This window comes from Sedimentitalea sp. XS_ASV28, from assembly GCF_041224545.1.
Classification (GTDB): Bacteria; Pseudomonadota; Alphaproteobacteria; order Rhodobacterales; family Rhodobacteraceae; genus Sedimentitalea.
The window spans coordinates 179,616-202,790 of sequence record NZ_JBGFGP010000150.1; the positions used below are offsets into that span (position 1 = coordinate 179,616).

The following is a 23,175-nucleotide window of genomic DNA, read 5'->3' on the forward strand; positions in this document are numbered from 1 at the left end:
ACGATACAGGTTACACCGAAGGGTTCCGAGCGTCGCGCCACCGGATTTCTGGCGGTTCGAACGCCCGAACCGGCGGTGGCGTCCCTTCAAAGCGTTCGACCTCAATCAGGCAGCTATGTGCGGTCGGTCCCTGGCCGAGGGCCGAGGTGCCGATATCCCGTGTCAGCACATTGGGATTGCCGTGGCGACAGGTGCCGTTTTCGTCCGGATCCCACCAGGCCCCGGTGCTGATCTGCACGACACCGGGGCGGATGCTGTCGGACACTTGCGCCACGCCCAGACAGGCCCCACGATCATTGAACAGGCGCAGAAGATCGCCCTCGTCAATGCCCCGCTCTGCTGCATCGGCGGGGTTGAGCAGCACCGGCTCGCGCCCATCGATCTTGCCACCCCGGCTGACCGATCCCTGATCCAGTTGCGAGTGCAGTTTTTTCGACGGCTGGTTCGAAATGAGGTGTAGGGGATACTTTCCCGGCTTGCCCAACCACTCATAGGGTTCCATCCACGCCGGATGTCCGGGGCAATCGGAATACCCGAAATCCGCCACGGTGCGGCAGAACACCTCGATCTTGCCGGACGGCGTGTCCAGCGCGTGCGCCTCGGGGTCTTCGCGAAACGCCTGCAGCATCACGGTGGCGGTTTCAGGCGGTGGGGTGCGATGCCAGCCCCGGTCCTGCAACTCTTGCCAGTCGGGCAGGCCAAGCCCATCCGCATCCGCGTTCTGGCGCGTCTTGTCGTAGAGCCAGCGCAGCCATTCGCCCTCGTCCATGCCGCCGGAGAATTCCTCTTCAAACCCCATGCGCGCGGCAAGGGCGCGAAAGATATCGTGGTCATTGCGCACGCCCTCGGGCGGCGCTGCGGCTTTTTTCATGGCGATCACATAAGGATCTCGCAGCGACATCATCAGGTCGTTGCGCTCCAGATGCGTCGTGGTGGGCAAGACGATATCGGCACGCCGCGCGGTGGCGGTCCAGCACCAGTCATTTACGATCACCGTTTCGGGTTTTTCCCACGCCCGCGCCAGCCGGTTCAGATCCTGATGGTGGTGATAGGGATTGCCGCCGGCCCACCAGATCATCCGGATATCGGGATATCGCAGGGCGCGGCCATTGAAATGAAACCGCCCGCCGGGGTTTTCCAGCATGTCGCTGATCCGGGCCACGGGAATATAGCGGTCCACCGGGTTCTGCCCCTGCGGCACCGACGCGCCGGGCATCTGTCGATAGTCTCCGCCGATGCTGTTGCTGGCGGCATAGCCAAAAGTGATGCCGCCGCCGGGCAGCCCGATCTGCCCCAGCATCGCGGCCAGGGTGATACCCATCCAGAACGGCTGTTCCCCGTGATCGGCGCGGGTCAGCGACCAGCTGACCGAGATCATCGTACGCTGTTTCGCCATGCGTCTGGCCAGGGCGCGGATGTCTTCGGCCGCCAGTTCGCTGATCTCTGCGGCCCAGTCGGCACTCTTGGGTTGGCCATCGATCTGGCCGGTCAGGTAGGGCAGGAAGCGATCGAAGCCGACGCAATAGCGCTCCATGAAATCCGGATCATGCAGGCTCTCGGTATAGAGCGTATGGGCCAGTCCCAGCATGATCGCCACGTCGCTGTTCGGACGCGGGGCCATCCACCGCGCCTTCAGTTCGGGGATCATGTCGGTGGACAGCGGGCTGATGTTCACAAAGTCGACACCGGCCGCAATCGCCGCGCGCAGCCCCTCGCGCTGGACGTGGGCGCCCAGCCCGCCGCTGTCGATCTGCGCGTTCTTGACCGGAATGCCGCCGAACGCGACCACCAGTTCTCCCGCATCGGCGACCGAGCGCCAGCCGGTCGTGGTGTTCATGAATGCGCGATAGCTGCCCAGAACATGCGGTATCATCGCCTCTGCGGCTGCGAATGAATAGGTGAACAGCGACCGCGTAAACCCACCGGCACAGTTCAGGAAACGCTTCATCTGGCTTTGCGCGTGATGAAAGCGGCCGGCGCTGGCCCAGCCATAGGACCCGGCAAAGATCGCCTGGGCGCCGTGGGTATCGCGCACGCGGGCGATTTCCTCGGCAACCAGCCGTGTGACCTCGTCCCAGCTGACTTCAACAAACGCGTCCTTGCCGCGCCGGTCAGTGCGTGCACCCGGCCCGTGATCAAGCCAGCTTTCGCGCACCATCGGGGCGGTGATGCGACTGGGTGCGGTCAGGGTGTCGACGATGCCATGACCGATGTCAGATGGATCGGGGTCCTGCTCAAAGTCGTGCAGGGCGACGATGCGCCCCTTCGATACCTCGGCGCGATAGACGCCCCAATGGGTCGCGGTCAGCGGCATTTCACGTGTCATGTCGGCCTCGGCTCCCTGTTGATTGCCGTCCGAGTTTCGGCAGGTGGCGTGCCGGTTGTCCAGCGGATTCACGCCCGATTACCGATTTGCGCGGCAGGTGGCGGTGGCGGCCGGGTCGACCTCTGGGGGAGAGCCGTGGAGCACGACACCGAACAGCATGCGGGCCTGATCCGGTGTATAGCGCCCAAGTTCCACGTCGAGCCGCACGGCTTCGGGCGGGCGGGCAAAGGGGTCGCCATAGCCGCCACCCCCCGGCGTGCGCACATGCACACGGTCGCCCGGAGACATCGGAATGTCCTGTTCCTTGGACAGGTGCGCGGGCGAATAGGGTTGTCCGGATTGCCAGACCGTTACCTTGTTCACACCACCATCGCCGCCGCCGCGCACGCCCTGCGGGCCGAAACGCCCGTGGTCCATCACGAAGCTGGCCGTGGCAACGCCGCGCCGCAGTTCGACCATGTAGTCCAGCCCGAATCCGCCGCGATGCAGCCCGGCCCCACCGGACCCCTCGTGCAGCGCATAGTGGTGATAGAGCACCGGAAACGCCTGTTCCATGATCTCGATCGGTGGCGCCTTGGAGATGCCGATCGTCGAACACCCGTTGCTCAGCCCGTCATGATCCGCATTGCCGCCATAACCGCCGCCGGAAATCTGGTACATTACGAATCCGCGCCCCTTGTCGGGATCCTGTCCGCCGAGCGCGAAATTGCCGCTGGTGCCAGCGGGCGCGGCGGTGACGCGTTCGGGCAGCGCCTCGACCAGAGCGGTGAACACCGCCTCGGCGATGCGCTGGCTGACCTCGGCGGCACAGCCCGATACCGGGCGCGGATAGTGCGCATCGAGAAACGTGCCGTCTATGCCAGTGACATGCAGCGGCTGAAACGCGCCGGCGCTCATCGGGACTTCGGGAAATATGTGGCGCATGGCGAGATAGACCGCGCTGAGCGTGGTGGCCCGAACCGAGTTCATCGGCCCGGCGCAAGGCGGGCTGCTGCCTGCGAAATCAAAGGTCAGGCCGGCGTCATCGCGTATCACGCTCAGCCGGATCGCCAGCGGTTCGTTGACCACGCCGTCGCTGTCGATCCATGCGGTGGCCCGATACGCTCCGGCCGGGATTTGATCGATACAGGCGCGCATCTGGGTCGACGCCCGGTCGCGCAGTTCGGCGATGGCCTCGGCCACCGTGTCGTCGCCATAGCGATCCAGCAGCGCGTTCAACCGGTCTTCTCCGACCAGCAGCGCCGCCGCCTGCGCCTTGACATCGCCGATCCGCTGATCGGCCACCCGGATGTTGGAGGCGATGATCGCCATGATTTCGGGATCGAGCTTTCCCTGCTTGAACAGGCGGACCGGCGGCAGCCGCAGCCCTTCCTGCTCGACAGCGGTTGCGCTGGCGGAAAAGCCGCCGGGGACCGCGCCGCCGGTGTCGGGCCAATGTCCGGTGTTGGACAGCCAGCAGAAGATCTCGCCCTTGCGATAGAAGGGGCGGGCAAAACGCACGTCCATCAGATGCGTACCGCCCAGATAGGGATCGTTGACGATATAGATGTCATCGGGCCGGGGCTCTGCCGCCCGCCCATCCCGGATCATTTCGATCAGGATGCGCGTGCTTTCCTGCATCGTGCCCACGAACACCGGCAACCCGCCTGCCCCCTGCGCGATCAGCGCGCCGTCATCGGCGGCATAGATGCCATCGCTTCGGTCGTTCGCTTCGGCGATCACCGGCGAAAACGCGGCGCGGGAAAAGGTCAGGTCCATCTCGTCACAGACCTGTTGCAGGCCTGCCTGAATGACGGACAGGGTGATCGGATCAATGGTCATGCACAGGCTCCGATCTGCACGAGGATATTGCCGTCGCGATCGCCGCTGGCGGTGTCGCCGGGTTCGATCAACAGGGTCGTGTCCATCTGCTGCACGATGGCCGGGCCCGGCAGGGTAAAATCCAGCGGCAGGTGATCGCGCCAGTAGATCGGGGTGTCATGCCATGCTCCGTTCACATGGACCGGGCGTTGCCCGGTTCGTGCCTCTTGCAGCGTTGCCTTGCGACCCGCCGGGTCGATCAGAGAGCCGAGATCCAGTTCCGCGCGCGTGCCGATCACCGAGCAGTTGGCATTCACCAGGTTCGCCCGGATATCATCAAGTTCGACCCGGAACCGGCGGAAATAGGCGGCTTCGAACAATGCCTGCAATTCCCCGGGCGTCACGTCCGGTCGTTCCAGCGGCACGCGCAGCAAATGGGTCTGGCCAACAAATTGCATGTCGACGCTGTACAAATGCCGCACATCCCGAATTTCGACGGATTCCCGTGCGATCAGCGCCTCTCCCTGTCTGCTCTGGTCGGCGAAAACCCGGGCCAGTTGTCCTGCTTGCAGGGCATCGAGCGGCGTATTGACGGTGTTGACGAAATCGTGCCGCAGATCGGCCACCACGCAGCCGATGGCATTGGTGATCCCCGGCCGGCTGGGCACCAGCACGCGGGGAATGTGCAACTCTCGCGCCAGCGCCGTGGCGTGCAGCGGACCCGCACCGCCAAAGGCAAACAGGGCGAAATCGCGCGGGTCTGCACCGAGCGAGATCGAAACCATGCGGATCGCGCCAGCCATTTTCATGTTGGCGATCTCGATCACTGCCGCTGCCGCGTTCTCGGCGCTCAGCCCCAGCGGATCGCCCAGCTTGCCCGCGAACACCTCGCGCACATGTTCCAGTGACACAGCACCCGTCACCGCGTTCAGCCCCGCAGGATCGAGCCGCCCCAGAAGCAGGTTGGCATCCGAGATTGTCGGCTCGGCGCCGCCGCGCCCGTAGCAGATCGGCCCCGGTTCCGCCCCGGCGCTGTCGGGGCCGACTTCGAGCAAACCGGCAGCATTCACCCGTGCGATCGATCCGCCGCCCGCGCCGACGGTGCGCACATCGACCATCGGCACGTGGATGGGCATAGCGTATTCGATTTCGATCTCGTTGCTGACCGAAGGCTCGGCATCGCGAATCAGGGCCACGTCGGTCGACGTGCCGCCCATGTCATAGGTGATCAGGTTGCCGATCCCGGCCTTGCGCCCGGTATAGGCTGCGGCCATCACGCCGGACGCGGGTCCGGACATCACGGTCTTGGCAGCTTCTCTTGCCACCTGCGCGGAGCTGACCATGCCGCCATTGCCGTTCATCACCAGCACATCGCCGGCATACCCTCCCCCCTGCAATTCCCGGACCAACCGGCGGATATAGCGGTCGAGCAAGGGCTGCACGGCGGCATTGGCGGCGGCCGTGACGCCCCGCTCGAATTCGCGGCTTTCGGACAACAGGGCATGGCCCATGGTGATGTGGTCGTTGGGCCATATTTCCGCGACAATCTCGGCGGCGCGGCGTTCATGCGCGGGGTTGGCGTAGGCGTGCAAAAAGTGGATCACCACGGATTCGCATCCGGCCTCGATCAGCGCCCTTGCGGAGTTGCCCACAGCCTCTTCGTCAAGCGGCGTCACGACCTGGCCCGCCGCGTCCATTCGTTCGGGCACCTCAAGCCGCAGGTTGCGCGGAATCAGCGGTGTGAAGGTGCCGGTCATTCCATAGGCGTTGGGGCGGGTGCGCCGGCCCAGTTCGAGTACGTCGCGAAACCCCCGTGTGGTGATCAGACCGGTCCTGGCCAGCTTGCGTTCCAGAACCGCGTTCGTCGTCGTTGTCGTGCCGTGCACGATCAGGTCGAGAGCGGCAAGTTCACACCCGGCCTTGTCCAGTGCCGCAAGCACGCCATAGGCCTGGTTGTCGAGCGTGCTCGGGACCTTGGCGAGCCGCACCTGACCGCTCGACTGGTCCAGTTCCACAAGATCGGTGAAGGTGCCGCCGACATCCACCCCCACAACCGCGCCCGAAGATTTGCCCGCCATCCGGTTTTCGGCTCCCGAGATTGTTTGTGTACAAATGGTGTCCGCAAGCGGCCCTTGTTGTCAACGCACGATGATCTCGGCGGTGGCGGATACTGGCAGGTCATCCACCACGTAGGCGCGGTGATCGTTGGTACTCAGCGTCACGCGGACCTGGTGCTTGCCCGGGGGCAGGGCGCCGATCCGCGCTTCGGGTTCATAAAGTCGCTGGAGCTTCAGCCCGCCCAGATAAAGATGGCCATGACCGGTGCCCGGCACATGCGCCTCGTCCACGAGATCGGGTGCAAAGGTGAAATCATCCGCCTGCACGCGCACGCGCCAGCCATCGCCATCCGGCTCAACCGCGATCCCGACCTGCGGGAGCGGTTCGCCCTCTTCCACCCGGCAGATGTCGCCAATCCCGTAAAGACCGAAATCGCCGACATCTCCCCGGCTTCGCGGCGGCGCCAACCGGGCCTGTGTGCGAAACTCCCCGGCATTTTCGAAACGCAGGGTAACGGGAATCATGCGCCCTTCCTGCAGATCGCCGCCCATGCCGTCCATCAGGATGAACGCGCCATCCGGTGCCAGCGACGGGGTGCTGTCCGCCGGGATCGGCAATCCGGCATCCGCCACCGCATGATCGAGCCGGGATCGCTGCGCCACGATGGAGCGCGCCGATACCAGCCGGTCGGGCCCTCCGGAATTGCGGATGGTCATGAATACAGCAACACTGCCCTTCGCCTCTTCGATCGGGGTGGCAATAACATCGGAAAGCAGGATGTCGGTCTGCACTGCCCGTGAAATCAGCGCGTAGGCAGCCCCGGCAACAGCGATCAGAATGGCAATTGCAACAAGGGGTTTTGCAGCTTTCATCCAGACCTCCTCCGGGTATCATCGCAGTACATGAGCATTTTGCAATATAGACGTCGATGTTCCCGACTGGCAAACGCGATCCTCTGGCCGCTGCTTTGCGCGACGCAGGCCGGCGCACATGCCGCCGAACAGGGTTTCGTGCTGCTGCTTCCAACAGACATCTATATTTCTGCGGGCGTGGCCTGTGTCGTGATGACCGTCGTGTTGTTGACCGTGCTGCCCGCCCCGGTGCTGCGCGGGCTGTTTAGGCCATTCGACCTGTGGCGCCGGCGTCGGGCACCGGCGGCGCGCCTGTTGACCAGCTCTGCCTCTTTCCTGATCCTTTGCGCGCTGGTCTGGCTGGGATTGAGCGGCCCGCGTGATCCGTTGACCAATCCGTTGCCGCTGATGATCTGGACGGTGTGGTGGATTGCGCTGGTCACGGTGCAGGGGCTGTTCGGCGACCTCTGGCGCTGGATCGATCCGTGGCACGGGCCGGTTGCTCTGAGCCGGTGGGCGTTGTGGCGCGGGCCGGCCCTGCGCTTGCCCGTGCAACTCGGGTATTCCGGTGCGATCCTGACCTATCTCGGCTTCGTGATCGTGTTGCTGGCCGATCCCGCGCCGTCCGATCCGGCACGGCTGGCCCGCTATGTCGGGGGGTACTGGCTGTTCACCTACGTGGCGCTGCTGCTCTTCGGGCCGCGCTGGGCATTGCGTGGCGAGGGCATCGCGATGCTGATGCGCTGTTATGCGGCGGTGGGGCTGTTCGGTCGCAGAGGACGCTGGTTTGCCACCGGCCTGTTCGGGTGGCAGGCGATGCGCCGGCGCGCGCCAGGTTTCGGCGCGGCGATATTCATGCTGGTGATTCTGGGATGTGGCAGCTTTGACGGGCTGAACGAGACATTCTGGTGGCTTGACCTGATGGGGATCAACCCGCTCGAATTTCCCGGTCGTACCGCAGTCGTCGCTCAGAACACCGCTGGTCTGATCGTTGCCAACCTTGCTCTGATCGTCGCCTATGGTCTTTCCGTTCGGATGGGCCTCGCGCTCGCCGGCGCCGATATGTCCTGGCGACAAGCGTTTTGCATTTATGCGCCGTCCATCCTGCCGATTGCGCTCGGATATCATGTCGGTCACTATCTCACGAGCCTGTTGGTCAACGGGCAATACGCGCTTGCCGCGCTGAACGATCCGCTGGCGCGGGGCGACAGCCTGCTGGGCATGGCAACATTTTATGTCACGACCGGCTTTTTCAACACGCAGGACAGCGTGCGGCTGATCTGGTTGTGCCAGGCGGCGGCGGTCGTGGCCGGACATGTGTTGGCCATCCTGATGGCGCATCTCATCGCGCTCAATCATCACGGAAGTGCCCGCCGGGCGATGCTGAGCCAATTGCCCCTGGCCGGCTTCATGGTGCTCTATACGTTGTTCGGCCTGTGGTTGCTTGCGGCGCCGCGCGGACTATAACCATTGCCGCCGCCCTGAAAACATTGAAGACTGCAAGGACGGGAATAGGCCAAAACCGTTTTACAGGGGACATTTGCCATGACCAAAGACACCAAAACCACCGGCACGACACGCCGCGGCGCGCTGAAAACGCTTGCTGCCGGGGCGGCGGCGGGCAGCCTGCCGCTCTGGGCGCGCTATGCGCAGGCACAGACATCCGAGCCGATCCGCATCGGTTTCCAGGTACACCGCACCGGGATCGGCGCCGCCTACGGGCGCTGGTATGACCGCACCACCAATGCCGCCGTCAAGCTGATCAACGAGGCAGGGGGAATCAATGGCCGCATGGTCGAGATCGTCGCCGAAGATGACGGGACCGATCCCAAGCGGGGCGCGGAAGTGGTCGAGAAATTCGCGACCCAGCACAATTGCGATATCGGCTTCGGGACGCTGTTTTCCCATGTGGTGATCGGGTCGGCCCCGCGCGCGGGAGAGTTGAAACTGCCCTATTTCGTGGTCTCCGAAGGCCACCACGTCGCGAGCGGGATGCTCAACCGCTGGACGGTGCAGCCCGGTATCACCGATGTAAAGAGCCAGGTTCTGGCGATGGCGCCGTTCGTGTCGTCAAATCTCGGCAAGAAGGTCACCATGATCTACCCGGATTTTGCCTTCGGCCACGACCACCGTGACTATTTCACCGAGGCGCTTGCGGCGCAGGGGGGCGAAGTGGTGGCGCAGATCGCGATCCCGCCCACCGAAACCAGCTTTACCAAGTATTTCCCGAAGATCCCCCGCGAGACCGAAGTGATTTATCACGTGATGGTCGGACCCGCCGTTCTGACCTTCGTCAAGGAAATGGGCGAGTTCTTTGGCCCGAGCCGCCCCGAAATGTTCGGCTTTATCGACTCGCTGGAGGCGGTGGACCTGTCGAGCCCCGGTCTTGAGTTCCTTGAAGGCACATATTTCTGGGAGGGCATGCCGCGCTATGCGCAGGCCGAGCAGACCGAGTTCGACCAGCATTACCGTGCTGCCGTGGGCGTCGATGCAAACGGTGCATCGGTCAGCGATCCAAAGGACATCTCGACCTATGCGCACATGTTCGGGTGCTGGGAAACGCTGTATACCGTCAAGGCGGGTATGGAAGCCGCCGGTTATACCGGGACCGCGGATCGGGCCAAGCTGATCGAGGCGGTGGAGGCGATGACCGAAATTCCGGCGTCAAACGCGCATCCGCAGGGGGCCAAGCTCTTCAATGGCAAGACCCACCAGGTGTTCGGCCATCAGTATATCAGCAAGGTGATCGACGGGAAAATGGTGCTGCAACACACCACGTCGATCGAGGATACGCTCTATCCCGACGAGGTCGATTACACGCAGCAGAGCTTCTGAACGCGCTCAGTATTGCGCCGGCGGTGGCAGGGTCGTGCAATCGACCTGCTCCGCTCTCGTGAATGTCAGACCGTCCAGCACAGCACGCTGTCCGCAACTTGTCATCTTGCAGGCGTGGTCGGCGTCGCTCAGACGGATGCCGCCCTCGGGCGTGATGCCGAGCGCGAGTTGGCAGGGTTGTCCGCCGCTCTGATCGCGGTAGGTCCAGCCGCTTGCGTTCGGCTGGGCCTTGCCCTGAACGAAGCAGGAATGACCGTTGGCTTGCCAGCTTTCGAGCCGAAAGTCCGCGACCCCGCCCGCATCGACATAGACGCGAAAATCATCTGCATCGCGGCGATAGCAATAGCTGGCTCCGCCTCCGCCCGCCGCGCCGCTGGCCCCGGTCGTCGATCGGGGGGCACAATCGATATCCGAAATGTCCCAACCGGGATATCCCATGTTTTCGATGCGCCAGAATCCGTCTTCGACGACGAAATCGAAATAGATAAGGGCGGGCTTTCCAAAACTCGTGAACTGCGCCGTGACCCGCTGGCGCGTGGTGTCGCCCTCTGCGGTGACGTTCAGGCTCCGCGCGATCTCGGCCGCGTCATAATCGTTGCCTGGAATCTCGAACCCCGGTTCGAAACAGCCGGTTGCAAGGTTGTTGCCGTGATCGCTGTTCACATCGTTGGTGTCGTAGAGTTGAACGAGATCGCGCGAGAGGTAGTCGCGCCGCCGCTCGGGCGCGGTCAGGTAGGCCAGCCCCCTGGCCGTGCCATCGGGGGGCGCAGAAAGCGACGTGTACATCCATCGCACGATCTCTTCCGGCGATTGCGCCGACGCGGGGGCCAGCCCGGCAAGTACCAGCAATGCGATCCAACCCAAAACCCTCGCCATGCGAACAATCCTCCCCTGTGACGGCCCGACCGGTCTGATGCCCGGACAGCGACCAGTACACAACAGGATGTGGGTTTTTCCAACAACGGATCGCTGCTTGCCCTTGCCCAATCCGCGTTCCTGGGCAATCGTGCGCGGCAATGGAAATCGGTCCCTATCTCTTGCTTGCTTCGCTGGAAGGCGCAGTGACAGCCGCAGTGCTCGCCCTGACGGCGGTCGGGCTTTCGCTGGTATTCGGCGTCATGCGCGTGGTCAACGTTGCGCATGGCGAGTTCTTTATGCTGGGCGCGGTGCTGGCCTGGTGGATCAGCAGCCAGGTCGCGGGCCACCCCTCGCTCGGGTTCGCGGTGGCGCTGCTCGTCGTGCCCTTGCTTGTGGGCGGCTTGGCGGCGCTCGCAGACATGACGATCCTCAAGCGGATTTCCTATGACCCGGAACGCACGATCGTTGCAACCATCGGGATACTCTACATAATCCAGCAGGTTACCTTGATGACCTATGGCCCGGATGCCCGTCCGGTCGAACCCCCGTTCAACACGCGGCTGGCGATACCGTGGTTCGAGTTCGTCGAGGGCAAGCCCCGGATCTACTGGCCCTGGGGGCTGTCGACAACCACCTACAAGCTCGGCGTGATCGCTGCGGCGGCGCTGGTCCTGATCGGGGTCTGGCTGCTGATGGCGCGCAGCAGGATCGGACTGATCATGCGCGCGACACAGCTTGACCGCGACATGGCGCTGGCCTTCGGTATCCCGGTCGAACGGGTCTACGCGCTGGTCTTCGGCCTCGGCGCCGGGCTGGCGGCGCTGGCGGCGGTGCTGATCGTGCCGATCCAGCAGGCGCATTACCTGATGGGGGGCGATCCGCTCTTGCTGTCGTTCATCGTGGTCATCATCGGCGGTCTGGGCAGCCTGCCGGGCACCGTGGTCGCCGCGATCCTGATCGGCCTGTCCGACGGCATCATCTCGGTCTTCTTCTCCCCAACCCTTGCAAAAATTCTCGCGACGCTGCTGGTGGCTCTGGTTCTGGTTTTCCGGCCACAGGGCCTGTTCGGGGTGCGCCGCGCATGAGTGACAGGACCAAGACGCTGATCCTGCATGCCGGATTGCTGGTCCTGCTTTTCGTGCTGCAATTCCTGCTCCCGGCCTATCACCACGGCAATCTGGCGCGGATCATGGTGTTGGCCAGCTATGCGATCGGCTTCAACATTCTCTTTGGATACACCGGGCTGCTCAGCCTTGGTCACGCCCTGTTCTTTGCTGCCGGGATGTATGGCATGGGGCTTGCGATCCGCCATCTCGGCCTGTCGCCGGCGCCGGCCCTGCTCTGCGGTCTTGCGGCAGGGGTGGCGATTTCCACGATTGCGGGCCTGCTGGCCCTGCGCACGGTTGGGGTCGGTTTCATGATCGTCACCCTGATGTTCGCGCAGGCAGGGTATCTCACGCTGCTCTATTTCGGGGAATACACGCGCGGCGACGAAGGCTTCGTCATTCAACAGGCAGAGCGTATCCTCTGGGGGCTGGACCTCTCCGATCCGACCAATCGCTATTTTGCCGCATTTGCGCTCTTTGCGCTTTGCCTGCTGCTGACGCTGTGGCTGGTTCGGGCACCGTTCGGCAAGGTGCTTGTGGCGATCCGCGAGAACGAAGAGCGGGCGCGGATGCTGGGCTATGACGTGTTCGCGCACAAACTGGGGGCCGTGGTGCTTTCGGGTACGCTTTCGGCGATGGCGGGGGCGGTGTATGGCCTGTTGTTCGGATATGTCGGGGCCAGCTTTGCCTCGGTGCAATATTCGATCTTTCCGCTGCTCTGGGTGCTTCTGGGCGGGGCGGGCACCGTGTTGGGGCCATTCATCGGGACACTGTTCATGTTCTACCTGATCGACCTCTCAAGCGGTGTCACCACGGCTTATATGCTGATTGCCGGGGTGGTGCTGGTGGCGCTGACGCTGTTTGCGCCGCAGGGGCTGGTGGGTGGAATTCGCAAACGGTTCTGGCGGGGCCTGCCATGACCCTGTTGGCGACCCGTGGGCTCACCAAGCAATTCGCCGGCCTGCATGCGGTCGAGAACGTGGATTTCGATTTGCCCCGGGGGCAGGTTCGCGCGCTGATCGGACCCAACGGGGCCGGCAAGACCACCTTTGTCGGCATGCTCTGTGGCCGGGTCGAACCGACCGCGGGCACGGTTCGTTTCGACGATCGCGATATTTCGGACCTGCCCGCGCACAAGCGTATCAACCTGGGCATCGCCTACACGTTTCAGATCACCTCGGTCTTTGCCAATCTCACGATTGCCGAGAATGTGGCGCTGGCGGCCCGGCGGAGCCTGCGCGGCGCGGATGTGGATATCGCGGTGGCCGATGCACTGGAACGTGTCGGCCTTCACGAACCGCCCGGGCAGAATGCCAGCGAACTCTCCTATGGGCATCAAAGGCTGCTTGAAATCGCCATGGGGGTCGTGCAGCAGCCCCGCCTGCTCATCCTGGATGAACCGACACAGGGGCTTGCGGACAGCGAGATCGAGGCGTTCAAGACGCTGGTGCGCGATCTCTCGGCCACGTCCACGATCCTGTTGATCGAACACAACATGGCGGTGGTGATGGAGACGGCCGACCAGATCACGGTGCTGAATTTCGGTCAGGTTCTTGCCGAAGGCACGCCCGGTGAAATCCGCGCCGACCGGGCGGTGCAGGCGGCCTATCTGGGGACCGGTTGATGCTCGAAGTATCAGGAATCAACGTGGCCTACGGTGCGGCGCAAATCCTGCGTGATCTGAGCTTCTCGGTCCGCGCGGGCGAGATCCTGTGCCTGTTGGGGCGTAATGGCGCTGGCAAGACCACGACAATGAAGGCGATCATGGGCCTGTTGCCGTTGCTGTCGGGGGACATCCGTCTTGACGGGCAGAGCATCGGTGCATTGCCGGCGCATCATGTTCCCAGGGCCGGGATCGGCTATATCCCGCAGGGCCGGCGGCTGTTCACCGAATTGAGCGTGGCGCAGAATCTCGAGATCGGCCTGATGGCGCGCGACTCCGGACCCGAGGTGCTGGAGGATGTGCTGACGCTGTTTCCGCGCTTGCGCGAACGCCTGCACCAGCGCGCCGAAACCCTGTCGGGTGGCGAGCAGCAGATGCTCGCCACCGCCCGCGCGCTGTGCCTGCAACCCAAGGTGCTTTTGCTGGATGAGCCGACCGAAGGCCTACAGCCGTCGATGATCGAGGCGATCCGCGAGGTCATCACGGTGATGCGGGATCGCGGTGTCGCGGTCCTGCTGGTGGAGCAGCGTGTCGATGCGGTCCTGTCGGTTGCCGACCGGGTGTGCTTTATCGAGAACGGCCAGAATCTCGAAACGCTCGACGCGGCGACCCTGCGCCAGGATCACGCGATACTCGAGCGGCATCTCGGAGTCTGAGGATCAGCGCAGCTTGGACAGCAGGCGCAGGAACTCGGCGCGTTCGGCCGGGTCCAGCGGGTCCAGCGTTTCGGCGGTTATCCCCTGGGCCAGGGGTACCAGCGCGTCAAAGGCCGCCCGGCCTTCGCCGGTTGCCGTCAGCAGGACCCGCCGCAGGTCGTCGGGATCGGCGGCAGAGGCGATGTAGCCCTTGAGACGCAGCCGGTCGATCACGCCCTTGATCGTCGCCGCATCCATCGCGGTCGCCCGCCCGAGGGCATTCTGCGACACCGGGCCCAATGCACAAAGCTGTGCAAGGGCGGCGAACTGCATCGGAGTCAGCTCGGGGATATGACGGGCAAAGATCGAGAGGTGCCGTTGATTGGCTTGCCGCATGATGAAGCCGACTTGTCGGTCAAGCACGTAGTCCGCGTCATCGGTTGGCTGTTGTGACATTCCCGCGTTCTCTCTTGGCTTGCTTTTGAGTTTTTATTGACAGGTCACGGGGCGTACCGCAAAATCTGTTCGTACACTAACAAGATTACGGTCCCAAACACCAAGGATTTCTCGTGTCCAGCTATTATCGGCCCGACACACTGACCGATGCGCTCGGCGTGCTGGCCGAGACGGGCGCGGTGGTTGCGGCCGGTTGCACCGACCTGTTCCCGGCGACCGAGTATCCGGAATTGACGGGTCCGATCCTTGACATTACCGCGATAAATGGTTTGCGCGGCATCGCGCAGACAGATGACGGCTGGCGTATCGGCGCGACAACGACATGGTCGGATTTGCGTGTCGCTTCGCTACCCACCGCCTTTGACATGCTGAAACAGGCCGCAGTCGAAGTTGGTTCGCGACAGATCCAGAATGCCGGGACGGTGGCGGGAAATCTCTGCAACGCTTCGCCTGCGGCGGATGGTGTGCCGCCATTGCTGGCGCTGGATGCCGAAGTGGAACTGATCGGCACGGGGGGCACGCGGCGTCTGCCGCTTGCGGAGTTTCTCGTCGATGTACGGCAGACCCGCCGCCGCCCGGACGAATTGCTGACGGCGGTTCATGTTCCCGCGCGGGCCGGTCACGGGAACAGCAGGTTTCTCAAACTCGGTGCGCGAAAATACCTGGTCATTTCGATCACGATGGTTGCCGTCAGGGTGGCGGTGGCCGATGATACGATCAGCGATCTCGCGCTTGCTGTCGGCTCCTGCAGTGCCGTGGCCGTTCGTCTGCGCGATCTGGAACGTGATTTGATCGGACGCCCGGTGCAGGAACTTGCCGATGGCGTCAGCGCCGCGCAAGTGGCGGCGTGCCTGTCCCCGATCTCCGACATCCGTGCGGACGCATCCTATCGAAGCGGGGCGGCTGCCGAACTCATCAATCGTGCGCTGGCCGGGACGGTGGGGACGCCATGAAAGACCATGTCGCCCCGCAGATGACGGTCAACGGCACGCCGGTCACGCTCGGCTGTGCGCCGGGGCGACGATTGTCCGAGGCCTTGCGTGGTGAGCTTGGACTGACCGGCACCAAGGTTGGCTGTGACGCGGGTGATTGCGGTGCCTGCACGGTGCTTCTGGACGGGTCTGCTGTCTGCGCCTGCCTCACTCCGGTGGCGCAGGCGCGGGGCCGGCGTATCGAAACTGTCGAAGGCTTGTCGCGCGACGGAATACTGCTCGGCTTGCAGCAGGCGTTTCAGCGCCACGGCGCGGCGCAGTGCGGCATATGCACGCCGGGTATGCTGATGGCGGCGACCGCGCTGTTGCGCGAAACGCCCAAGCCGACCCGCCTCCAGGCCGAAGCGGCGCTTGGCGGGGTGCTGTGCCGGTGTACCGGCTATTCCAAGATCATTGCCGCCGTGATGGATGTCGATCTCTCCGCCGCGCAGGCGTTGCCCGATATGCCCGATGTCGGTGCCGCGGTGGGTGCCCGCATGTCCCGGCTCGACGGGGCCGCCAAAGTCGCCGGATCCGAGATGTTCGGTGCCGATCATTGTCCGGAAGATGCGTTGCTGGTGCGGGCGGTCCGCTCGCCCCATGCCGCCGCGCGGTTTCATTTTGGCGACATCGCGGAATGGGTCGCGGCTCAGGCTGGCGACCTGCTGGTTTTCACCGCCGCTGACATCCCCGGCGAAAACCGGTTTGGCGTGATCCCGAGCTTTGCGGATCAACCGGCCCTCGCGGAGCGTCATGTCCGGATGCGGGGCGAGGCCGTGGCCCTCGTCGCGGGCATGCCGGACCAGATGGAAATGCTCGACCTTGGCAGCTTTCCCGTGACATGGCAGCCGGAGAATGACCTGGCCACACCGGACACGGCGCGGCAGGCGGGGGCGGGTTCGATACATCCCGAGCGAAGCGACAACATCCTGATCACCGGCAAGGTCCGGTGTGGGGATCCGGCGGCTGCGATTGCCGGGGCGGCGCATGTTGCGACGGCCGAATTCCGGACCACCCATGTGGAACACGCCTATATCGAACCCGAGGCCGGTGTCGCCTGGATGGATGACGGGAGCCTGGTCATCCGGGCCTGTACGCAGGCGCCGGTCATGGACCGTGACGATACCGCGCGCGTTCTCGGGCTCCCGCCCGAGCAGGTGCGGATCATCCCGTCGGCAACCGGTGGCGGGTTCGGATCCAAGCTCGATCTGTCGCTGCAACCTTTGATCGGGCTTGTCGCGCTCAAGACCGGACGTGCGGCGCGCATGGTCTATTCACGCAGCGAAAGCATGCGCTCGACCACCAAACGTCACCCGGCGCGAATGACCGCGCGGATCGCGGCAGACGGGCAAGGGCGCGTCACCGGGATGCAGTTCGACGGAGATTTCGATACCGGTGCCTATGCCAGCTGGGGGCCGACGGTCGCGGTGCGCGTGCCGGTGCATGCCTCGGGTCCTTACCGCATTCCGCATTATCACAGCGAAGCGCGCGCCGTTCATACCAATGGTCCCGTCGCCGGTGCGTTTCGCGGCTTTGGGGTGCCGCAGGCCGCAATTGTGCAGGAAACGCTGTTTGACGACCTGGCAAACGATCTCGGAATGGACCGGCTGGCGTTCCGGCGGCTCAATGCCCTGCGGGACGGGGACCGGTCGGTCTGCGGGCAGGAACTGTACGGGGTCGGGATTGTCGACTGTCTTGACGCGCTGCGCGATCCGTGGAGCGAGGCGCAGAGGGTCGCAGCCGCGATGAATGCGCGCGAAGGTCATGTCAGACGCGGAATCGGCGTCGCCGCCTGTTGGTATGGCTGTGGCAATACCGCGCTGCCGAACCCTTCGACCATTCGTGTCGGGCTCACGCCTGACGGTCGGCTCGTCCTGCATCAGGGGGCAACCGATATCGGGCAGGGGTCGAATACGGTGATCGCCCAAATCTGCGCCGATGCCATCGGTCTGCCGGTGGCGCAGATCGACCTGATCGGCCCGGATACCGCGATGACACCGGATTGCGGCAAGACCTCGGCCTCGCGCCAGACGGTTATTACCGGCAAGGCGGCGATGTTGGCCGGCGCGGCGCTGCGAGCGGACATCCTGGCGCGCAGCAACATGGGCGATGGTGCGCGGATCGTTCTTGAGGGCACGATGTTGCATGTGACAGACGGCGAAGAGCGACGCAGCATCGCCTTGTCGGACCTTTCGGTGAATTCCCGTGGCTACGTGATCATGGCCGAGCAGAGCTATGACCCGCCGACACTGTCGCTGGATGAAAACGGGCAGGGGCGCCCCTATGCGGTCTATGGCTACGGGGCCCAGCTTGTCGAACTGGATGTCGACATGACACTCGGCACCGTCCGGGTGCAGCGGATCACGGCCGCGCATGATCTCGGCAAGGTCATCAACCCGCTGCTGGCCGAGGGTCAGATCGAAGGCGGCATAGCACAGGGGCTCGGCATGGCGCTGATGGAGGAGTACCTTCCGGGGCGCACCGAGAACCTGCATGATTACCTGATCCCGACAACCGGCGATATGCCGGAAATACGGTCGATCCTGATCGAGAAACCCGATCCGGAGGGACCGATGGGGGCCAAGGGATTGGGAGAACATGTTCTGATCCCGACCGCCCCGGCGATCCTGAACGCGATCCGGGACGCGAGCGGCGCGCGGATCACCCGGTTGCCGGCACTGCCGCATCGGGTTCTGGCGGCGATCCGGGCCGCGCAGGGGGGGCGGGCCGATGGATAGGCAACGGACCACGCCGGCGGACAAGATACGTTGCGATGCCTGCCCGGTGATGTGTTATATCGCGGAGGGCAAGATCGGGGCCTGCGACCGCTATGCCAACCGGGACGGGCGAATCATCCGCTGTGATCCGCTGACGGTTCTGGACCGGCGGATCGAACAGGGCGGCGAAATCCGGCCGTTTCTCAAATCCGACTGGGATGGCGGGCTGGTGGCCGGGGACGATCTTTTTGTGACTGCGGTGGGGTCGGGCACGACCTATCCCGACTACAAGCCCGCGCCGTTCATCGTCAGCCGCGAAATCGACGGTGTGGACTTTGTAACCGTGGTGACCGAAGCGATCTTTTCCTATTGCGGTGTCAAGGTAAAGATCGACACCGACCGGCATATCGGTCGCGAGGGCGCAGTGGTGCGGGCGCAAGGCGAAGCGGTTGGCCTGATGATCACAAGTGAATATGGCAGCCAGATGATGAGCCTGGGCGGTGTCGATCACCTGACCGGTGGCAGCAAGCCCGAAGGTCGCGTGACCTGCGATACGCTGATGCGGCTGTGCAATCGCGAAGCGGTCACGCTCGAGGTCGATGGCGGCGCGAAGGTCGTCGTGCAGGCCGGGCAGGCCCCGGTTGTCGACGGTCACCGGGAAGAGCGGATGCGCGTCGGCTGCGGGTCGGCGACGATCGGGATGTTCGCCGTCCAGTGGCAGGGGCTGGTCGACGAGGTCGTTGTTGTCGACGATCACATCACCGGTGTCGTCAGTGAACATCAGGCGGGCAAGGTTCTGGGCTGGCCGGACACGGGCATTCGGATCAAGGGACGGCGTTCGACCCCCGGACGTTATTTCCAGGTCGCCGAACCGGGGCTGGGATGGGGCGGCACCGACATCACCGATCCGCTGACCATCCTGGGCGACTGGAATCCGAGAAAGGGCGCACGCCCCGGTCTGACGCTGCTGATGGTGTCGACCACGGGCGAGCAATGGGGGTATTACGTGCTGGATGACGCGCTCGTGCCACAGCCCGCCGACCTGCCTGACGCGTTGAAACCCTCGGTCGATCTCATCGCCGAGAATTGCGAACCCGCGATGTGCACGGTGATGTTCATGGGCGGGGCTGGCGGATCGTTGCGTTCGGGCGTGACGAAAAACCCGGTGCAGCTGACCCGTTCGGTCCAGGCGCTCAAGACACGGGTGACGGTTGGTGGCGCCCGGGCCTATGTCTGGCCCGGCGGCGGCATTACCCTGATGGCGGATGTGACCCAGATGCCCGATGATGCCTTTGGCTACGTGCCGACGCCCGCGATTGTGGCCCCGCTGGAATTTACCCTGCGGCGCGACGATTATCGCGCGTTGGGCGGGCATGACGGGGCGGTTCGGACCCTTGACGATGTCCTGGAAACCGGCGGCGCATACGGTGCGGATTCGCGGGCCGTGGCGCGGAAACGGAGCTGAAATGCAGGGACCACAGATATCGGTACTGACGGATGGGCACCGATGGCATTTCCATCATGGCCCGGTCGACCTCATCGTCGACGCGGTGGGGCAGGCGCGCGAGGCGGCGCTGCACGGGGCCGCCAGGCGGTTCGATACGCTTCTGTCCGAACTTGCATCCGAACTCGACATCCTGCGCCGCCCTGCTGGTCACGCCGAGGTCGCGCGCGGCCGGATCGCACGGGCGATGCAGGACGCGGTGTCGGTGCATCTGCCGGAATTTGTCACGCCCATGGCCGCCGTTGCCGGAGCCGTTGCCGACGAGATGCTGGCTGCGCTATGCGCTGCCGGTCCGTTGCGCCGGGCCTATGTCAATAACGGGGGCGATGTTGCGCTTTACCTCGCGCCGGGTGAATGCCTGACCTCGGTCATTGCCACCGCTTCGGCACCACGGCTGACGCTCTGTGCCGACAGCCACGTTCGCGGCGTTGCCACATCGGGTTGGCGGGGTCGCAGTCATTCGCTGGGCATCGCGGACAGCGTCACCGTGCTCGCCGGAACGGCTGCACAGGCGGATGTCGCCGCAACCCTGATCGCCAATGCCGTGGACCTGCCCACACATGCGGCGATCCGGCGGGTGCGGGCCTGCGATATTGCGCCTGACAGCGATCTGGGAGAGCGGCTGGTGACCGTGGACGTCGGCCCGCTGTCGGATGACGACATGTTGACCGCGCTCACTGCCGGTGCCCGACTGGCTGAAGACTGCCTGTTGCGGGGTCATATCATTTCCGCCCATCTGCAACTCGGACCGCATGAACGGGTGGTGGGCGCGACGGAATATCTCACACAACCGGAAAGGGATAGATTGTATGCCTGACTTTGCCCTGCGCAAGACGATGCTTTTTGTCGAGGATATCCATCATGATGGCGGGCCTGCGCCGGCGCTGCCGCGGCGGCGTGCGGCCATCGTTGCCCTGGTCCGCAACCCGTTCGCGGGGGAATATGCGGCCGACCTGCAATCGGCAATGGAGGATTTGAAACCGCTGGGCCTGCAAATGACCGACCGGCTGATCGAGGCGATGGGCGGGATCGAGGGGATCGACGCTTATGGCAAGGCGTCGCTTGCGGGAGAGGGCGGTGAGCTGGAGCACACGGCGTTATGGCACGTGCCCGGCGGCTATGCGATGCGCGAGCGTTTGGGCGAGGCGCGGGCAATCGTGCCCTCGTCGATGAAGATGGGCGGGGTCGGCACCCGGATCGACATTCCGCTCGGTCATATCAACGCGGCGTATGTGCGCAGCCATTTCGACGGAATGGAGGTCGGTGTGCCGGACGGACCGCGTGCCGCCGAACTGTTGTTCGCGCTGGCCATGGCGCGGGGCCCGCGCATCCATCACCGCATGGGCGGATTGGCCGTCGAAGACGTCAGGGGCGAGGATGGTTTGCGCTGACGCCGCTGGCGAGGTTGAGCCGATTGCCCTAGCCGCCAAGGTCGGCGCGCATCAGGCCCAGTGACACATCACCGGGATTGGCGGCGACCGCCCGATTCACGGTGTCCAGTGCCGCTTCGCGATCGCCGAGCGCGGCGTGAATGCGCACCATCATTGTCCAGGCCTGGACAAGCTGCGGGTCCATGTCCACCGCCTCGCCAAAGGCGCCGAGCGCGGCTGACATATTGCGCGTTGTCAACCCGATCCCCGCCATGACGATCTGGGCCTCGGGGAAATCGGCGTTGGCCAGCAGCGCGCGCTGCCACTCGGTCATCGCGCCGTTCAGGGCTTTTGTGTAACTGTCCGGCATGCGCGCGATGCGCAGGGACAGAAACTCTCTGGCGGCTGCTATACGCACGGTTTTGGCCGGGTCGCTGAGCAGGCCGACAATCCGCGCCAGAATATCCGTCTGTTCCGCACCGCGTTGTACCGAAACGGCGGCGGCACGTACCAGCGGATCGGGGTCGGACAGGGCCGGCACCATGCGTGCCGCGATTTCAGGCGAGGACGCCTGCGCCAGCAAATCCAGTGCGCTTGCGCGCACGATACCCGGCAATTCCTCGTGCTCGACAATGCCGATCAGGCCCTCGACCTGCCGGGCCGGGTTTCGGCGGGCCGGAGCGATCACCTGCGAGAAATGCGGACCGCGCCGAGTGCTGTCCGGATACCATCGCGTGACGGCCTCGGCGGCCCATTCCGCCGACTTGTCGCTGTGGCAGTCGGTGCAGGCATTGGGCGCGCCGGTTTCAGAGCTGAGATCCGGGCGCGGCACGCGGAACGAATGATCCCGTCGCCCGTCAATCCCCATGTAGACGCGTTCGATCATGTGGCAGGTCTTGCACTGCGCGCCTTCGCTGCCGGCTTCGTGAAAATGGTGGGTGGGGTCGTCATACTGCGCGCGGCGAAGCGATGGAAACCGGTCATTCCCTGCGGGCGAGTGGCATTGCGTGCAGACGGCGTTGCCCTCGGCGACCCGTCCGGCCGTGTGAGGATTGTGGCAATCGGTGCAGGCGACGCCCTTGGCATACATGCGCGATTGCAGGAAAGAGCCATAGACATACACCTCGTCGAGGATCTGGCCATCGGGATGATATTGTCCGGGCCTGAGTGTCGAGAGGCGATACGAGTCGTGAAACGGTGTTCCTGGCAGCGGGCTGCCGGCGGCAAAGGCCTCGCGCCGGGAATGACAGCCGGCGCATTGCTGAATCTGTGCTTCCGCACCGGCGTTGAAATCCATGGTCAGTCCGGTTTCGGACAGCCGGGGCCATTGCGTTGCATCATAGCGACCATTCGCCAGGGCCCAGTCGCGGTGCGCCGCGCCGGGGCCGTGGCAGGCTTCGCAGCCCACGCCGATTTCGGACTGGGTGCTGGCATAGGTTCTTGTGCGGGTCTCATAGTTCTTTTCGAAACCGGTCGCATGGCATTCCGCGCAGCGTGCGTTCCAGTTCTTGTAAGGACCGGTCCAGTGCAACCCATCATCGGGGCGCAGGTCCTGATCCGGGTAAAGGTGATACCAGAGCTTGCGGTCGCGATCCCAAACGAGATCAAAGGATTGTTGCCGTCCGGGTTCGGTTTCGAGCAGATATTGTTGCAGCGGCTCGATCCCCACAACCCCGGCGACGGGAAAGGTTGTCATTTTTCCATCCGGGCCGGCGGTCTCGATTGCGGGACCGGTGGGCAGGCTCAGGAACCGTGCCTGCAACCCGGCGGACGAGATCGTTTCACCATCAAACGCGCCCAGCAGATGATCGCCGTCTGGTCTTGTCCATGCCAGTTGATGATGCGACCCTTGCCAGGCGTCGGCCTCTTTCTCGTGACATTCCGAGCAGGTATCGCTGCCGATATAGGCAGGATACTTGTCGGCCTGCTGCGCCGTGGCTGCATCGGTGGTGACAGCAATCGACAAGGCCGCAATCGTGATCAAAGGTGTAATGTGCATGATTGGCCCTGCCATGGCTTCAATTC

The 23,175-nt window shown here is 64.2% G+C and carries 18 protein-coding genes; 11 read left to right on the plus strand and 7 right to left on the minus strand.

Annotated features, from left to right (window positions below; genetic code table 11):
* Positions 1–10: 10 nt before the first annotated feature.
* From AB9K34_RS16165 to AB9K34_RS16180, 4 genes are all read right to left on the minus strand, one after another.
* Positions 11–2,326: a molybdopterin-dependent oxidoreductase gene (locus AB9K34_RS16165; RefSeq protein WP_369955463.1), complete on the minus strand. Its 2,316-nt coding sequence runs from the start codon at positions 2,324–2,326 to the stop codon at positions 11–13.
* A 78-nt stretch (positions 2,327–2,404) separates the two neighbouring features.
* Positions 2,405–4,147 carry a hydantoinase B/oxoprolinase family protein gene (locus tag AB9K34_RS16170; RefSeq protein ID WP_369955464.1) on the minus strand — a complete coding sequence of 581 codons (1,743 nt, stop codon included), beginning with the start codon at positions 4,145–4,147 and terminating at the stop codon, positions 2,405–2,407.
* Positions 4,144–6,204, minus strand: coding sequence for a hydantoinase/oxoprolinase family protein (locus tag AB9K34_RS16175; RefSeq protein WP_369955465.1), 2,061 nt, complete (start codon positions 6,202–6,204; stop codon positions 4,144–4,146). Before AB9K34_RS16175 ends, AB9K34_RS16170 begins: the two co-directional genes overlap by 4 nt.
* Positions 6,205–6,264: 60 nt before the next feature.
* Positions 6,265–7,056, minus strand: coding sequence for a copper chaperone PCu(A)C (locus AB9K34_RS16180; RefSeq protein WP_369955466.1), 792 nt, complete (start codon positions 7,054–7,056; stop codon positions 6,265–6,267).
* Positions 7,057–7,086: 30 nt separating this feature from the next.
* Here AB9K34_RS16180 and AB9K34_RS16185 point away from each other — a divergent pair, with 30 nt between their 5' ends.
* Positions 7,087–8,502 (plus strand): hypothetical protein, encoded by a 1,416-nt coding sequence (locus AB9K34_RS16185; RefSeq protein ID WP_369955467.1) that lies wholly within the window; start codon positions 7,087–7,089, stop codon positions 8,500–8,502.
* 78 nt (positions 8,503–8,580) lie between these two features.
* A complete protein-coding gene (locus tag AB9K34_RS16190; RefSeq protein ID WP_369955468.1) occupies positions 8,581–9,870 on the plus strand; it encodes an ABC transporter substrate-binding protein in 1,290 nt (429 codons plus the stop codon).
* A 6-nt stretch (positions 9,871–9,876) separates the two neighbouring features.
* Here the strand turns inward: AB9K34_RS16190 and AB9K34_RS16195 are convergent, their stop codons facing one another.
* Positions 9,877–10,746, minus strand: coding sequence for a hypothetical protein (locus AB9K34_RS16195; RefSeq protein WP_369955469.1), 870 nt, complete (start codon positions 10,744–10,746; stop codon positions 9,877–9,879).
* Positions 10,747–10,886: 140 nt separating this feature from the next.
* Between AB9K34_RS16195 and AB9K34_RS16200 the strand changes: the two genes are divergently transcribed.
* The 4 genes from AB9K34_RS16200 to AB9K34_RS16215 are packed head-to-tail and all read left to right on the plus strand — an operon-like array spanning position 10,887 to position 14,153.
* A complete protein-coding gene (locus AB9K34_RS16200) occupies positions 10,887–11,813 on the plus strand; it encodes a branched-chain amino acid ABC transporter permease (RefSeq protein ID WP_369955470.1) in 927 nt (308 codons plus the stop codon).
* Positions 11,810–12,754, plus strand: a complete 945-nt coding sequence (locus AB9K34_RS16205; RefSeq protein WP_369955471.1) for a branched-chain amino acid ABC transporter permease — start codon at positions 11,810–11,812, stop codon at positions 12,752–12,754. Before AB9K34_RS16200 ends, AB9K34_RS16205 begins: the two co-directional genes overlap by 4 nt.
* Entirely contained in the window at positions 12,751–13,458 is a 708-nt protein-coding gene (locus tag AB9K34_RS16210; protein WP_369955472.1) for an ABC transporter ATP-binding protein, read from the plus strand. Before AB9K34_RS16205 ends, AB9K34_RS16210 begins: the two co-directional genes overlap by 4 nt.
* Positions 13,458–14,153 carry an ABC transporter ATP-binding protein gene (locus AB9K34_RS16215; protein WP_369955473.1) on the plus strand — a complete coding sequence of 232 codons (696 nt, stop codon included), beginning with the start codon at positions 13,458–13,460 and terminating at the stop codon, positions 14,151–14,153. Before AB9K34_RS16210 ends, AB9K34_RS16215 begins: the two co-directional genes overlap by 1 nt.
* A 3-nt stretch (positions 14,154–14,156) precedes the next feature.
* Here the strand turns inward: AB9K34_RS16215 and AB9K34_RS16220 are convergent, their stop codons facing one another.
* Entirely contained in the window at positions 14,157–14,588 is a 432-nt protein-coding gene (locus AB9K34_RS16220; RefSeq protein WP_369955474.1) for a MarR family winged helix-turn-helix transcriptional regulator, read from the minus strand.
* A gap of 113 nt (positions 14,589–14,701) precedes the next feature.
* Between AB9K34_RS16220 and AB9K34_RS16225 the strand changes: the two genes are divergently transcribed.
* The 5 genes from AB9K34_RS16225 to AB9K34_RS16245 are packed head-to-tail and all read left to right on the plus strand — an operon-like array spanning position 14,702 to position 21,171.
* Positions 14,702–15,541 carry a xanthine dehydrogenase family protein subunit M gene (locus AB9K34_RS16225; protein ID WP_369955475.1) on the plus strand — a complete coding sequence of 280 codons (840 nt, stop codon included), beginning with the start codon at positions 14,702–14,704 and terminating at the stop codon, positions 15,539–15,541.
* A complete protein-coding gene (locus AB9K34_RS16230; RefSeq protein WP_369955476.1) occupies positions 15,538–18,297 on the plus strand; it encodes a molybdopterin-dependent oxidoreductase in 2,760 nt (919 codons plus the stop codon). Before AB9K34_RS16225 ends, AB9K34_RS16230 begins: the two co-directional genes overlap by 4 nt.
* Positions 18,290–19,741, plus strand: coding sequence for a 6-hydroxynicotinate reductase (locus tag AB9K34_RS16235; RefSeq protein ID WP_369955477.1), 1,452 nt, complete (start codon positions 18,290–18,292; stop codon positions 19,739–19,741). Before AB9K34_RS16230 ends, AB9K34_RS16235 begins: the two co-directional genes overlap by 8 nt.
* Position 19,742: 1 nt before the next feature.
* Positions 19,743–20,597, plus strand: coding sequence for a UPF0280 family protein (locus AB9K34_RS16240; protein WP_369955478.1), 855 nt, complete (start codon positions 19,743–19,745; stop codon positions 20,595–20,597).
* The gene (locus AB9K34_RS16245; RefSeq protein ID WP_369955479.1) at positions 20,590–21,171 is read left to right on the plus strand and encodes an amino acid synthesis family protein; all 582 of its coding nucleotides are present in this window, start codon (positions 20,590–20,592) and stop codon (positions 21,169–21,171) included. Before AB9K34_RS16240 ends, AB9K34_RS16245 begins: the two co-directional genes overlap by 8 nt.
* Positions 21,172–21,199: 28 nt before the next feature.
* Here AB9K34_RS16245 and AB9K34_RS16250 read toward each other — a convergent pair whose 3' ends face one another.
* Positions 21,200–23,149, minus strand: a complete 1,950-nt coding sequence (locus tag AB9K34_RS16250) for a multiheme c-type cytochrome (RefSeq protein WP_369955480.1) — start codon at positions 23,147–23,149, stop codon at positions 21,200–21,202.
* Between the last annotated feature and the right edge of the window lie 26 nt (positions 23,150–23,175).